This is a genomic window from Limnohabitans sp., from assembly GCF_038134685.1.
In the GTDB taxonomy this organism is placed as follows: domain Bacteria; phylum Pseudomonadota; class Gammaproteobacteria; order Burkholderiales; family Burkholderiaceae_C; genus Limnohabitans_A.
On the sequence record NZ_JAYPVP010000018.1, the window covers coordinates 23,053 to 36,866 of the forward strand.

13 protein-coding genes are annotated in these 13,814 nt (G+C 60.7%); 5 read left to right on the forward strand and 8 right to left on the reverse strand.

The window, feature by feature from the left end:
• Positions 1–23: 23 nt before the first annotated feature.
• The 6 genes from AAFM15_RS08725 to AAFM15_RS08750 all read right to left on the reverse strand — a co-directional run bounded on the left by AAFM15_RS08725 (position 24) and on the right by AAFM15_RS08750 (position 7,321).
• A complete protein-coding gene (locus tag AAFM15_RS08725; protein WP_341686331.1) occupies positions 24–353 on the reverse strand; it encodes a rhodanese-like domain-containing protein in 330 nt (109 codons plus the stop codon).
• A gap of 5 nt (positions 354–358) precedes the next feature.
• Positions 359–1,030, reverse strand: a complete 672-nt coding sequence (locus AAFM15_RS08730) for a protein-L-isoaspartate O-methyltransferase (RefSeq protein WP_341686332.1) — start codon at positions 1,028–1,030, stop codon at positions 359–361.
• Positions 1,031–1,070: 40 nt separating this feature from the next.
• Positions 1,071–4,235, reverse strand: a complete 3,165-nt coding sequence (locus tag AAFM15_RS08735) for an efflux RND transporter permease subunit (RefSeq protein ID WP_341686333.1) — start codon at positions 4,233–4,235, stop codon at positions 1,071–1,073.
• A 10-nt stretch (positions 4,236–4,245) separates the two neighbouring features.
• Positions 4,246–5,382, reverse strand: coding sequence for an efflux RND transporter periplasmic adaptor subunit (locus AAFM15_RS08740; RefSeq protein WP_341686334.1), 1,137 nt, complete (start codon positions 5,380–5,382; stop codon positions 4,246–4,248).
• 23 nt (positions 5,383–5,405) lie between these two features.
• A complete protein-coding gene (locus AAFM15_RS08745) occupies positions 5,406–6,038 on the reverse strand; it encodes a TetR/AcrR family transcriptional regulator (RefSeq protein WP_341686335.1) in 633 nt (210 codons plus the stop codon).
• Between the two features lie 95 nt (positions 6,039–6,133).
• Positions 6,134–7,321 (reverse strand): acyl-CoA dehydrogenase, encoded by a 1,188-nt coding sequence (locus tag AAFM15_RS08750; RefSeq protein ID WP_341686336.1) that lies wholly within the window; start codon positions 7,319–7,321, stop codon positions 6,134–6,136.
• Positions 7,322–7,404: 83 nt separating this feature from the next.
• On the opposite strand from AAFM15_RS08750, the gene msrA reads away from it, so the two are divergent.
• Together msrA and AAFM15_RS08760 are read left to right on the forward strand one after the other, a co-directional pair.
• A complete protein-coding gene (gene msrA / locus AAFM15_RS08755) occupies positions 7,405–7,944 on the forward strand; it encodes a peptide-methionine (S)-S-oxide reductase MsrA (protein WP_341686337.1) in 540 nt (179 codons plus the stop codon).
• Between the two features lies 1 nt (position 7,945).
• Entirely contained in the window at positions 7,946–8,893 is a 948-nt protein-coding gene (locus AAFM15_RS08760; protein ID WP_341686338.1) for an AEC family transporter, read from the forward strand.
• A 5-nt stretch (positions 8,894–8,898) separates the two neighbouring features.
• On the opposite strand, the gene pdxH is transcribed toward AAFM15_RS08760, so the two are convergent.
• Positions 8,899–9,531: a pyridoxamine 5'-phosphate oxidase gene (pdxH, locus tag AAFM15_RS08765; RefSeq protein ID WP_341686339.1), complete on the reverse strand. Its 633-nt coding sequence runs from the start codon at positions 9,529–9,531 to the stop codon at positions 8,899–8,901.
• Positions 9,532–9,661: 130 nt separating this feature from the next.
• Between pdxH and edd the strand changes: the two genes are divergently transcribed.
• Together edd and eda are read left to right on the forward strand one after the other, a co-directional pair.
• Positions 9,662–11,488, forward strand: coding sequence for a phosphogluconate dehydratase (gene edd, locus AAFM15_RS08770; RefSeq protein ID WP_341686340.1), 1,827 nt, complete (start codon positions 9,662–9,664; stop codon positions 11,486–11,488).
• Positions 11,479–12,114 (forward strand): bifunctional 4-hydroxy-2-oxoglutarate aldolase/2-dehydro-3-deoxy-phosphogluconate aldolase, encoded by a 636-nt coding sequence (gene eda / locus AAFM15_RS08775; RefSeq protein WP_341686341.1) that lies wholly within the window; start codon positions 11,479–11,481, stop codon positions 12,112–12,114. The genes edd and eda overlap by 10 nt, the downstream gene beginning before the upstream one ends.
• Here eda and gloA read toward each other — a convergent pair.
• Complete coding sequence (gloA, locus tag AAFM15_RS08780; RefSeq protein ID WP_341686342.1) at positions 12,099–12,488, reverse strand: lactoylglutathione lyase; 390 nt, start codon at positions 12,486–12,488, stop codon at positions 12,099–12,101. The genes eda and gloA overlap by 16 nt on opposite strands.
• 39 nt (positions 12,489–12,527) lie before the next feature.
• Here gloA and AAFM15_RS08785 point away from each other — a divergent pair, with 39 nt between their 5' ends.
• Complete coding sequence (locus AAFM15_RS08785; protein ID WP_341686343.1) at positions 12,528–13,796, forward strand: amino acid deaminase; 1,269 nt, start codon at positions 12,528–12,530, stop codon at positions 13,794–13,796.
• Positions 13,797–13,814: the final 18 nt, after the last annotated feature.

Genomic DNA, 13,814 nt, shown 5'->3' on the forward strand with positions numbered 1-13,814 from the left:
AAAAGAGCGTTCTTGTGGGCGAATCAGTAAGTCGGGATGGACGGGTCTACCTGGGCGGCCCAGGCATGGATGCCACCCGAGACGTTGATCACGTTGTAGCCGTGGTGTTCCAGAAAGCCAGCCACTTGCATGCTGCGACCGCCGTGGTGGCACAGGCAGGCCACGGGGCGGGTGCGGTCAAGCTCGTGCAGACGTGCGGGAACGGTGTGCATCGGCATGTGCACTAGGTCCAGATTGCCGGGTTTGGCGCTGGCTTGTTGCAGCTCCCAGGCTTCGCGCACGTCCAGCAGAACGGGGCGTTGTTCCTGGGTGCTGGCCCAGGTTTCGACTTGTGAGGGGGGCAGGTGTTGCATGGCGATCAGAATTCGAAACGGGTGGGTTCCACAAAGCCGGTCAGGCGCGGGGCGTTGGCGTCCCAGGGTTGCTGGGTGGACCAGCTGTGGTCGCTGACGCGGGTGATGACAGTGGCGCGCATGATGGGCTCCTGGCCGACGATGGCGACCAGGCGCCCGCCCACCTTGAGTTGGTCGAGCAGGCTCTGCGGCACTTCGGGCACCGAGCCGCTGAGCATGATGGCGTCAAACGGGCCGTCAGTGGCGGCGCCGTGGCTGCCATCGGCCTGGCGGACCTGGACGTTGTGGATGTTGGCGCGGGCCAGATTGGCACGGGCTTGTTCGGCCAGTTGGGCGTCGGTTTCCAGGCTGAGCACTTGCTCGGCTTGCTGGGCCATCAGGGCGGCGGTAAAGCCGGTGCCGGCGCCCACTTCGAGCACCTTGTCAGTGGGTTGCAGGGCAAGCTCTTGCACCATGCGCGCTTGAACGCGTGGCGCGAGCATGACTTGCCCCTGGCCCGTACCGACGGGCAATTCCATGTCCACATAAGCCAGAGCTTGCTGACCGGCGGGCACAAACAGGTCGCGATGCACGGTGTCCAGCAGTTCGAGCACATGCGCATCCAGCACCTCCCACGGACGCACTTGCTGTTCGATCATGTTGAAACGGGCCTTGTCGAGATCCAGATTGGCTTGCATTAGGTACTCCTGGGGGTATATTAACGGATTCTGTCCAATTTTACTGTTCGGCACCCGCATGACCCTGACGGACTGGGGGTAAACCGGCTTTTTTGCGCATCCATTGGGCCAGATCGTCCATGTAGCAGTACACCACCGGCACCACCACCAGGGTGAGCAGCGAGGAGGTGATGACGCCGCCAATCACGGCCTGGCCCATGGGGGCGCGTTGTTCTGAGCCCTCGGTCAGGGCAAATGCCAGAGGCACCATGCCAAAGACCATGGCCAGTGTGGTCATCAAAATCGGACGCAGACGTACTCTGGCGGCCATGAGCAAGGCTTCTGTGCGCTGCATGCCGGCTTCGCGTGAGCGAATGGCGAAGTCCACCAGCAAGATCGCGTTTTTGGTGACCAGGCCCATCAGCATGACCACGCCAATGATGGAGAACATGGACAGGCTGGAGCCAAACATCATCAGTGCAAGCACCACGCCAATAAGCGTCAGCGGCAGCGAGGTCATGAGTGCCAGGGGTTGCAAAAAGCTCTTGAACTGGCTGGCCAGGATCATGTAGATGAAAATCACTGCCATGGCCAGCGCCGACATGGCGTAACCAAAGGATTCGGCCATGTTCTTGGTCGAACCGCCGAACTGGTAGCTGTAACCAGGGGGCAGTTGCATGCCATCGAGCACTTTTCGGATGTCGCCGGACACTTCGCCCACCGAACGGCCATAGGTGTTGGCGTTGATGGCGACTTCGCGCATCAGGTCGCGGCGGTTGATTTGCGTGGAGCCGGTGGATTCGGACACGTGGGCGACCTGACCGAGTTGCACCACACGGGCGGAGCCGTCAGCCTGGCTGCCGATGACCAAGGGCAGGCGTTGCAGATTCTCGGGGTGGCTGCGAACCTCTGGGGCCAGACGAACGTTGACATCGTAGGTCTGGTCATCGGGGGCGCGCCAGTTGCCTACCGTCTGGCCTGCAATCAGGGTACGCAGCGGTCCGGCGATTTGTGCGGTGCCCAAGCCGACGTTAGATGCCGAGTCGCGCAACACATCGACGCGGATGGTGGGCTTGCTGTCCTTGACGCTGGAGTCCAGATCGACCAGACCTTGAATGCTCCGGACCCGGCCCATGACGTCTCGGGCGATACGTTCGAGCTCTTTTTGGTCGTTGCCCAGGATGGAGAACTCGATTTGTTTGTTGCCCCCCACAGCGTCGAGCAGGCCCACATGGGTCACAGTGATGCCCGGAATGTGTTGCAGTCGATCGCGCAGGGCGGCAGACAACTGGTCCACATTGCGGCTGCGGTCTTTGCGGTCGACCAGACGAACGTAGACATTGGCGTTGTTTTTCCCTTGCGCGTTGGCGGTATTGAGGCTGGCCACGGTGTAGCGGACCTCGGGCATCTCGCGGATGATTTGCTCGACCTGGCGCGCCTTGGCTTCGGTGGCTTGCAACGAGGTGCCCACTGGCGTCTGGAAAGTGACCGAGGTTTCCGAGTAATCGGCCTTGGGCACAAACTCTGTGCCCAGCATGGGAACCATCACGATGCTCAGTACAAAAATCGAGAAAGCGGCCAGCAGCGTTTTGCGCTTGTGCACCAGCGACCACGAGAGGATGGATTGGTAGCCCTCGCTCATCCGGTCGGTGGCACGTTCAAACCAGGCTGTGATGCGGCCAAGGGTGCGGTCATACAGCGTGACTGGTTTGCCATGTGCACCATGGGCATGGATGGCAGGGTCGTGCCAGATGCTTGAGAGCATGGGGTCCAGCGTGAAGCTGACAAACATGGAAATGGACACCGCGGCCACGATGGTGATGCCGAACTCGTGGAAGAACTTGCCGATGATGCCTTGCATGAAGCCAATGGGCAGGAACACCGCCACGATCGACAGCGTGGTGGCCAGCACGGCCAGACCGATTTCCTGCGTGCCTTCCATGGAGGCGGTCCAGGCGTTCTTGCCCATTTGCACATGGCGCACAATGTTTTCGCGCACCACGATGGCGTCGTCAATGAGCAGGCCCACGCACAGCGAAAGCGCCATCAGTGTGATCATGTTGATGGTGAAGCCGAACATCTGCATGAACATGAAGGTGCCGATGATCGAGATCGGTAGCGTCAGACCGGTGATGACCGTGGAGCGCCAGGAGTTGAGGAACAAAAATACGATCAGCACCGTCAGCAAGGCGCCCTCGATCAGGGTGCGGCGCACGTTGTCCACCGCTACGCGGATGGGGCGTGAGGCGTCGGTGATGGGCTCCAGGCGTATGCCGGGTGGGGTTTGCTTTTGCATTTCGGCCAGGGTTTTGGCCAGGCCATTGATGACCTCGATGGTGTTTTCGTCCTGCGCCTTCTGAACCGACAGCAACAAAGTGCGCTGGCCGTTGTAAAGGGCCAGGCTCTCTACTTCTTCTGCCCCATCATGGACTTGCGCAACTTGCGACAGGCGAATGGGCGTGCTGCCCTTTCGGGCCACGATGATGTCGCCAAAGTCTTGCGGGCGTTGCATGCGGGCATCGATCTGGACCATGCGCTCTTGCTCGAGGGAGCGGATGGCGCCCACGGGCAGGTCCTGGTTTTCGGCCTTGACGGCGCTGACGACTTGATCGGCCGTGACGCCCAGGGCCTGCATGGCGGCTGGTTGCAGGTAGAGGTTGATTTCGCGTGCGGTACCGCCGACCACCGAAACCGAGCCCACGCCACGCACATTTTCCAGTCGTTTTTTGAGGGTTTGCTCGGCCCAGTTGGTCATCTGCACTGCATCGGGCACTTTGCCCTGGCTGGCATCGGGTAACACCGCCAGTGACCAGATGGCTCGGCTGGCCGGGTCAAAGCGCAAGACCTTGGGGTCTTTGACTTCGTCACGCAGACTGGGGCGAATGGCGGCGACTTTCTCGCGCACATCGTCAGCAGCTTTGCGGCCATCGACGCTGAGCTGGAACTCAAGGATGACGACCGATTGGTTTTCGTAGCTTCGCGAGGTCAGGCTGTTGATGCCGGAGATGGAGTTGACACCTTCTTCAATTTTTTTGGTGACTTCGCTCTCCACAATTTCGGGGGCAGCACCAGGGTATTCGGTGCTGATCACCACCACAGGAAAGTCGATGTTGGGGAACTGGTCGACTTTGAGGCGTTGGTAGGCAAACAAGCCCATGACGACCAAGGCCGCCATGAGCATGGTCGCGAAGACCGGGTTTTTAAGGCTGACGCGTGTGAACCACATGGTGCGCCCCTTACTTGGCTGGTGCAGGGTTTGCGCCAGTGAACTGGACCGTGGTGCCCTCGGCCACGGTGCCTGCGCTGGCCAACAGCACCTGAGCACCTTCGCTCAGGTCCTCTACGCTGGTCCATGCCTGACCATCGACCAGGGCGCGGGCGCCAGGCTTGACCGCGATATGTGCCACTTTCCCTTCTTGCACCACCTGGACATAGGGCTCGGGTTTGTTGGTGCGCACGGCGCTGACAGGTACGGCCATGGTCTTGACGGCTTGCGTGCCGAGCTCGCCTTGCGCAAAGACGCCATGGCGCAAGCCTGCCTGGCCCTGCATACCCAGGTAAACCAGCACACTGCGGCTACCGACTTGCGCGCTGGGGTTGATACGCAAAACGCGAGCTGGAATGGGCGCGTTTACGCCTTCGGCGTGTAGCTGCGCTTGCATGCCGACCTTGACTTGGGCTGCATCTTCAGCCGAGAGGGCTGCCTGTAATTCGAGCTGGCTCAGGTTCACCACTTCGGCAATGCGTGCCTCGGGTGCGACGCGCTCACCAGGCTGCATCAGGCGTTGCGAGACGACGCCCGCAATCGGGCTGGTCAGCCGGGCGTCTTGCAAAGATTTTCGGGCAATGTCCAGCGCGGCCACCGTGGCCGCGTGGTTGGCCTGGGCGGTTTGCAAACTGGCCAGCGAGTTTTGCAGGGCAGTGGAGGAGATAAAGCCTTGCTGTACCAGTGCGTTGTTGTTGTCGTATTGGCGCTGGGCAATGCTCACCTGTGCCAGGGCTGCATCAGCTTGTTGCTGAGCCTGGCGAACGCGGGCCTGGTATTCGGTGGGGTCTACTTCGGCGATCACTTGTCCGGCGTGGACCGCATCGCCTTCACGCACATGGACCTTGAGCAGCTCACCTGTGACTTTGGCCTTGATCATGGCCGTGGCCGTGGCCTGTACCGTGCCCGAAATGGGCAGGCTCAGGGTCAGGTCACGAACGTTGGCAATGAGCACATCGTTTTGTGCCAGTTCAACGCGGGCTGTTGCGCTGGCCGTGGTCGGGCTGGACAGGGCAGCAGCTTTGCGTTTGCTCAAGAGGCGAGAGCCGCCAACGACCAGCACGGCCAGGGCTACAGCAGACAAAATCCAGACGCGTTTGTTTTTCATGGTTTTCTGACGTATGAAAGCGCTCAAGGGCGCATGCCACGCAGCAACAAATCTGCATGGTGTTGGATGAATGTTTCAGGATCAATACGCTGATCGCTGGGACAGCAAGGCGCCATGGAGTGTTTCCAGGTCACCAGAAAGAGCAGGGGGGCAATAATGGATTCGACGGTCAAGTCCACATCAACAGCGCGGAATTCCCCGCGTTCAATGCCACGATGCAGCACAGAGCGGATCATGGCGTGGCCTGGGGAGATCACCTCTTCCTGAAAAAAACGCGCAAGGTCAGGAAAATTGCTGGCCTCGCTCATCAGGAGCTTGGAAATGCCGGAAGCTTTGGTGGCTCCGTAACGCCGCCACCACTCGAGCATCAGATAGGTGAGCAGTTCCCCGGAAGGCCCTTCAAAACGTGCAACTTCTTGCGCGCCCTCGGTCTGGGGGCGCACCACGTTTTCTCGCACCACTGCCTTGAAGAGTTCTTCCTTGCTGCCGAAATATAAAAACAGCGTTCCTTTGGATACGCCAGCGCGGGCCGCAACTTCTTCGGCGCGGGTGGCGGCGTAACCTTTTTCAACGAACAGGTCCAGCGCCGCCTCCAGCAATTCGCCGGGGCGGGCCTCTTTTCTGCGTTCGCGTTTAGGACTCGGTGTGGCGCACATGCCCATAGTTTAATGACTGACTGGTTATTAGTTTAACCAGTCCAGCCACCAGCCGTGCACACTGTTGTGTAATGCCGAGGTAAAGGCCAGGCCTTTCAGTTGGCAAAAGCGGGAATGCCCGTGATGGCCCGGCCCAGGATCAGCGCATGTACATCGTGCGTGCCTTCGTAGGTGTTGACCACCTCCAGGTTCACCAGGTGACGGGCTACGCCGTATTCGGCGCTGATGCCATTGCCACCCATCATGTCGCGCGCCATGCGGGCGATGTCCAGCGCCTTGCCGCAGCTGTTGCGCTTGAGGATCGACGTCACCTCCACCGGGGCGTTGCCCGCGTCCTTCATGCGGCCCAGCGCCAGGCAGCCCTGCAGGCCCAGGCTGATTTCGGTCAGCATGTCGGCCAGCTTCTTCTGGATCAGCTGGTTGGCGGCCAAGGGGCGGCCAAATTGTTGGCGGTCCAGCACGTACTGGCGGGCGCGGAAATAGCAGTCCTCGGCGGCGCCAAGCGCGCCCCAGGCGATGCCGTAGCGTGCGCTGTTCAGGCAAGTGAAGGGGCCTTTCAAGCCACGCACTTCAGGGAAGGCGTTTTCTTCGGGCACGAACACCTCGTCCATCACGATCTCGCCGGTGATGCTGGCGCGCAGGCCGACCTTGCCGTGCACGGCGGGGGCGGAGAGGCCTTTCCAGCCTTTTTCGAGGATGAAGCCGCGGATTTGGCCACCGTCGTCCTTGGCCCAGACCACGAACACGTCGGCGATGGGGCTGTTGGTGATCCACATCTTGGCGCCCGTGAGGCTGTAGCCGCCGTCGACCTTTTTAGCGCGGGTGATCATGCTGCCGGGGTCGGAGCCGTGGTTGGGTTCGGTCAGGCCGAAGCAGCCGATCCACTCGCCACGGGCCAGCTTGGGCAGGTATTTCTGTTTTTGCGCTTCGGTGCCGAACTCGTTGATCGGCACCATCACCAGCGAAGACTGCACGCTCATCATCGAGCGGTAGCCGCTGTCCACGCGCTCGACTTCGCGCGCCACCAGGCCGTAGCAAACGTAGTTCAGACCAGCGCCACCGTACTGCTCGGGGATGGTGGGGCCCAGCAGCCCCAGCTCGCCCATCTCGCGGAAGATGGACACGTCGGTGGTCTCGTTCAGGAAGGCGTCTTTCACGCGGGGTAGCAGCTTTTCCTGGCAGTAGGCGCGGGCAGCGTCTTGCACCTGGCGTTCGTCTTCGGTGAGTTGTGCGCTCAGTTGAAAGGGGTCTTCCCAGCTGAAGGTGTTCTTGTTTGTGGGCATGGCGGGTTCTCTTGCGATTGTGGCTGAAGGGTTTTAAATATTATGAAGCGTTCTTTTGATGAGTTTTGCGGCAAGATGTCGCTATGGCGATTCATGAAACACACACGCTGGTTCTGGGCGGCGGTTGCTTTTGGTGCACCGAGGCGGTTTTTGTGCGTGTCAAAGGCGTGCTGGATGTGGAGTCGGGCTATGCCAACGGCCACACAGAGTCCCCCACGTACGACGATGTTTGTACCGGCACCACGGGTTACAACGAAGTCGTCAAGCTGGTGTACGACCCGAAGCAAATTGAATTGCGCCAGTTGCTCGAAATCTTTTTCCTGATCCACGACCCCACCACGCTCAACCGCCAGGGGCACGATGTGGGTACGCAGTACCGAAGCGGTATCTACTTCACGCGACCCGATCAGGAGGTTGTCGCCCGTAAGGTGCTGGCCGAGGTGCAACAGGCCCTGTCCTCAACGGTGGTGACAGAGCTGCAGCCGCTGGGCAACTATCACGCGGCAGAGGACTACCATCAAGACTTTTTTGAGCGCCATCCGGGCCATGGCTACTGTCAGGCAGTGGCTGCGCCCAAGGTAGAAAAATTCCGCAAGACTTTCAGCCAATGGCTGCGCGACTGAAATGCATTTTGACCACCCTGTTGTTTCGGCCTTGCTGCCGGTGGCTTTGTTGATTCTGGTGGGCTTGGTCGCGGGGCGCTTTCGCTGGGTGCGACCGGAAGCGGTCAAGGATTTGTCGAATCTGGTGTTTCTGGTGCTGACACAGGCACTGTTGTTTCGAACCATGAGCAGCGTGCACCTTGAGCAGCTGGACCTGCGTCCGGTGTTTCAGTATTTCGTGGTGGTGGGCGTGCTGTTTTTTGGCTGCGTTTACCTTTATGGGCGCACAGCGCGAGCTTCTGTGCTCTCGTTGGCCAGCGTGTTCAGCAACACGGTCATGATCGGTGTGCCTTTGGTGGGCTTGGCCTTTGGACAAGAGGGGCAAGTGCTCTTGCTGTCCCTGATCGCCTTGCACGCGCTGGTGCTGTTGACGGTGGCCACCATCGTGATTGAAATGCAGCTGGCGCACGAACAAGCGCAGATGGAAAGTCAGCGCACATCGCTTTGGCGAATGGTGCTGCAAGCGGTGCGCAGCACGGTGCTGCATCCTGTGCCCTTGCCCATCATTTTGGGCTTGTTGTATGCGCAAACGGGCTGGGGCTTGCACCCGGTGATCGACAAACCTTTGCAGCTGCTGGGCAGCGCTTTTGGTCCTGTCGCCTTGTTGTTGGTGGGGGTGAGTCTGGCGCAAATTCCGCTGGGCCATCACCTGAAGACCGCACTGAAGCTTGCTGCCGTCAAGACCCTGGTGCATCCCTTGCTGATGTTCGGTGCCGGCTGGTTGCTGGGCTTGCGTGGCTTGCCGTTGTCGGTCATGGTGGTGGCCGCAGCGCTGCCAATGGGCGCTAATGTATTTTTGTTTTCGCAGCGTTATGCGCTTGAAGAAGATGCGGTGACAGGGGCTGTGGCTTTGTCTACGGTGCTGTCGGCTGTCAGTGTGACCGTTGCGTTGGCTTTGCTGCCACACTGAAGTGCTTAAGGTGCCAGGCGTTCGCGTACCCACTGCCCGTTGTCCAGCCGGTAACGCAGCCGATCATGCAAACGGCTCTTGCGGCCTTGCCAGAATTCCCAGCGATCAGGTACCAGCCGGTAGCCCCCCCAATGTGCAGGGCGAGGGGGTTGGAGCAAAAACTGGGCGCCGTACTTGGCCGCATTGGCCACCAGCACGGTACGACTGTCAATCACCTGGCTCTGTGGCGAGGCCCAGGCTCCAATGCGTGAGTCCAGTGGCCGGCTATTGAAATAGGCATCACTTTCCTCATCGCTGACTTTTTCGACCCGGCCTTCAATGCGGACCACACGCTCGAGTTCGACCCAGTGAAACTGCAAGGCGGCAAACGGGTTGCCCGCCAGCTCCTGCCCCTTTCTGCTGCTGTAGTTGGTGTACCAGACGATGCCGCGCTCATCGAAGTCCTTGATCAGCACCACACGTGTGCTGGGGCGCATATCGCTGTTGACGGTGGCCACCGTCATGGCGTTGGGCTCGGGCACTTCAGACTTGAGGGCTTCGTTGAACCACTGCTCGAATTGATGCAGGGGCTGGGCGTGTGAAGCGTGCTCGCTGAGTTCGGCTTTTTCGTAACTTTTACGCAGGTCGGCGATGTTCATGCTTGAAGTTTACGCCTCTCGCCAGGGGGCTTGATTTTGTACCTCGCCTGTAACTAACGGCTCTTCCTCTGACCATGGAAACCGGTTACCATTGGTTATGTAATTTTGTTACCAAGCGGATCTTCCCTCCATGAGTTTGCACCCCACGTTGCTGGCTGTGACCCAGCGTATTGCACAGCGTAGCCAAGACACCCGTAGCGCCTACCTGGCCCAGTTGGATGCCTATGCCAGCCGCACACCTGGGGCGCAGCGTCTGGGTTGCGCGAATGTGGCCCACGCGTTTGCGGCCATGCCCGAGACGGACAAACATAAGGCAACCGGCTTGGGTGCCATCCAGGTGGTGGCGCCGCGTGCACCGCACATCGGCATCGTCAACGCTTACAACGACATGCTTTCGGCCCATGCGCCATTGCAGCATTACCCGGACATCATCAAGGACGAGGCGCGCAAGCTGGGTGCTACCGCGCAGGTGGCCGGTGGCGTGCCCGCCATGTGCGATGGCGTGACCCAAGGCACACCGGGGATGGAGCTGAGCTTGTTCAGTCGTGATGTGATCGCCATGGCCACCGCCGTGTCGCTCAGCCACGATGTGTTTGATGTGGCGTTGATGCTGGGTGTGTGCGACAAAATCGTTCCGGGCCTGTTGATTGGCGCTTTGCAATTTGGCCATTTGCCCACGGTGTTTGTGCCTGCAGGTCCGATGAGCAGTGGGTTGTCCAACAGCGAAAAAGCCAAGGTGCGCGAAAAAGCCGCACTGGGCCAGGTGGGGCGCGAAGAGCTGCTGGCGGCCGAGTCTGCGGCCTACCATGGCGAAGGTACCTGCACGTTCTACGGCACGGCCAACAGCAACCAGATGCTGCTCGAGGCCATGGGCCTGCATGTGCCGGGTACGGCCTTTATTCACCCCGGTGAGGGCGCACGCGCCGAGCTCACCCGCGAAGCGGTGCGTACGGTACTGAAGAAGCCAGCGCCTATCGGTAAAGTGGTGGACGAGCGATGCATCGTCAACGCCATGGTGGCCCTGCTGGCCACGGGCGGTTCCACCAACCATCTGATCCACTGGGTGGCCGTTGCACGTGCGGCGGGCATCGTGATTGACTGGGACGATTTTTCGGCATTGTCTGAGGTGGTGCCACTGCTCACCCGTGTCTACCCCAACGGTAGCGCCGATGTGAACCAGTTTCAGGCCGCGGGCGGCCCGGGCTACGTGATCCGAGAACTGCTGGACGCTGGCCTGATGCACGAGGATGTGCTGACGGTTCGCGCTGGTGGTATCCGTGAATTCACGCGCATGCCTTCGCTGCAGGGCGCACAACTGGTCTGGGAAGATCCGGGTGCGAGCAAGGACGAAAGCGTGGTGCGTCCCGCTTCCAATCCTTTCAGCACCACTGGTGGTTTGAAATTGCTGCAAGGCAATCTGGGCCGCAGCGTGATCAAGATTTCGGCCGTACCTGAGGCCAGTCACATCATCGAAGCACCGGCACGTGTGTTTGATTCGCAGGATGCGCTGCATGATGCGTTCAAGGCCGGTGAACTCGAGCGCGATGTGGTCTGCGTGGTGCGCTGGCAAGGTCCGCAGGCCAATGGCATGCCCGAGCTGCACAAGCTCACACCGCCACTGGCGGTGCTGCAAGGCAAAGGCTTCAAGGTGGCGCTGGTGACCGATGGCCGCATGAGTGGTGCCTCGGGCAAGGTGCCTGCCGCCATTCATGTCTCGCCCGAAGCGGCTGCCGGTGGCCCCCTGGCCAAGGTGCAGGACGGCGACCTGATCCGCCTCGATGGCGTGGCCGGTACCCTGCAAGTGCTGGTGAGTGATGCCGAGTGGTCTGCGCGTCCGCTGGCTTCCATGTCTGCCCAGCAGCGTGCTGCCAATGGCGCAGGCATGGGCAGAGAATTGTTTGCAAACATGCGCCGCAATGCGCTCAAAGCCGAAGAAGGAGCCTGCACATGGCTGTAAATCTGACTGCCCTGCAAGTGATGCAGGACGCCCCCGTCATTCCGGTCATCGTTCTGAACGATGTGGCGCATGCTGTGCCCATGGCTCGTGCTTTGGTGGCCGGTGGTATCCGTATGCTCGAAGTGACCTTGCGCACACCGCAGGCGCTGGCCTGCATGGAGGCCATTGCCAAGGAAGTGCCTGGTGCTGTGGTGGGGGCAGGCACAGTGCGCAGCGCCGCTGATGCAGCCGCTGCGGCCAAGGCGGGTGCACAGTTCGCGGTGAGCCCGGGTTACACCAAGGCCGTGGGGCAAGCCTGTCGTGACAACGGTTTGTCGCTGTTACCCGGCGTGGCGACGGGGAGTGAAATCATGATGGCGCAGGAACACGGCTATACCGAACTCAAGTTCTTTCCGGCCATGCAGGCGGGCGGCCCCAACATGCTCAAGGCCTGGAGCGGCCCGTTTTTTGATGTGAAGTTCTGCCCGACGGGCGGCGTCACACAAGTCAATGCACTCGAACTGTTGGCCTTGCCCAACGTGGCCTGTGTGGGCGGCTCCTGGCTGGTGCCAGCCGACGCGCTGGCCCAAGGTGACTGGGCGCGCATCGAGGCGCTGGCCCGCGAGGCTGCTCAGCTGCCGCGCTGAATCAGCTCAATCTTGTAGCCATCGGGGTCGGTCACAAAAGCGATCACGGTGCTGCCACCTTTGACCGGGCCAGCTTCGCGGGTGACTTGACCACCCGCAGCGCGAATCTTGTCGCAGGCCGCATAGGCATCAACCACGCCCAAGGCTATGTGGCCGTAGGCGGTGCCCAACTCGTAACTTTCGACGCCCCAGTTGTAGGTCAGCTCCAGCTCGGCCTGGCCGGGGTTGCCGCCTTCAAAGCCCAAAAACGCCAGCGAGTATTTGTATTCGGGGTTCTCGGAGGTGCGCAGCAGTTGCATGCCCAGCACCTGGGTGTAGAAATCGATCGAACGTTGAAGGTTGCCAACGCGAAGCATGGTGTGCAGGAATCTCATGAGGCATGATGATGCCTGAACAAGAAAAACCTGACACGCATGCGCAATTTTCCTCTTCACACCGGCCTCAAAGGTTTTCCTACGCTGCACACGGACGTACCTGTTGAGGCCGTAGCTCAGCAGGGTTGGCATGTGCTGGGCTCGGCATTGCCCACCCCGCTGGCCACTTTGCGCCAATCTGCTTTGATGCACAACATGGCCTGGATGCAGGCTTGGGCAGACCGCAAGGGCGTCGCCTTGGCGCCGCATGGCAAAACCACCTTGTCGACCCAGATCATGCGCGATCAGCTGCAGACCGGTGCTTGGGGGCTGACCTTTGCCAATGTGCACCAGCTGCAATGGGGTCTGGAGGCGGGGGCGCAGCGCTTCATCATCGCCAATCAGGTGTTGGCCGATGCGGATTTGAGTGCGCTCGATGCCATGCTGTCGCAACGCCCGGATATCGAGGTGTTTTTTCTGGTCGATTCGCTGGCGCAGTGGCGGGCCATTGAAGTCTGGTCGCAACGCAGCGCCTGCACGCGGGTCTGGCAGGTGTTGGTGGAGATGGGGACTGATGGTTTTCGCACCGGTTGCCGCAATACCGCACAAGCGCTGGCCTTGGCGCAGGCGATTGCGGACAGCCCGGTGGGCAGCCTGGCGGGCGTGGAGTGCTACGAGGGTGGCTTGGCGAATGTCCAGGCAGACCCGTCGCCAGAGGCTGTGACCGCACTGGTGCGGCGGGTGCATGGCACTGTGCAGGCGATTGACCAGGCCGGGCTTTGGGGGCGTGAGCAGGTCTTGCTGTCAGCAGGAGGCTCCGCCATTTTTGATCTGATCTTGCCCGTGATCCATGGGCTGACGCTGTCGCGCCCGGTCTTGGGCATGTTGCGTTCGGGATGCTATGTCACCCATGACCACGGCCATTACGCACGTTATCTGACACGTCTGCTGGCTCGAGAAGGATTGACCGAGGGCTTGCAAGCTGCCTTGCAGGTGTGGACCATGGTGCAATCGGTGCCTGAGCCTGGTCTGGCTATTTTGAATGCGGGCCGCCGCGATGTGTCGTTTGACCAGCAGATGCCTGTGCCCTTGTTGTGGGCCAGTGCAGGCGAGCAGGAGGCGAAGCCTGCACCCGCAGGCTGGCAAGTGCAGGCTCTGAGCGATCAGCATGCGCACATGTGTGTGCCTGTCGATGGGCCACAGCCGGCCGTGGGTGACAAGGTGGCACTGGGCATTTCGCATCCCTGCACCACGTTTGACAAATGGGCCTGGATGGCCGTGGTCGATGATGCGGGTGCCGTCACCGGTGCCATCACCACCGGATTTTGAATTTCAACAGGAATGACG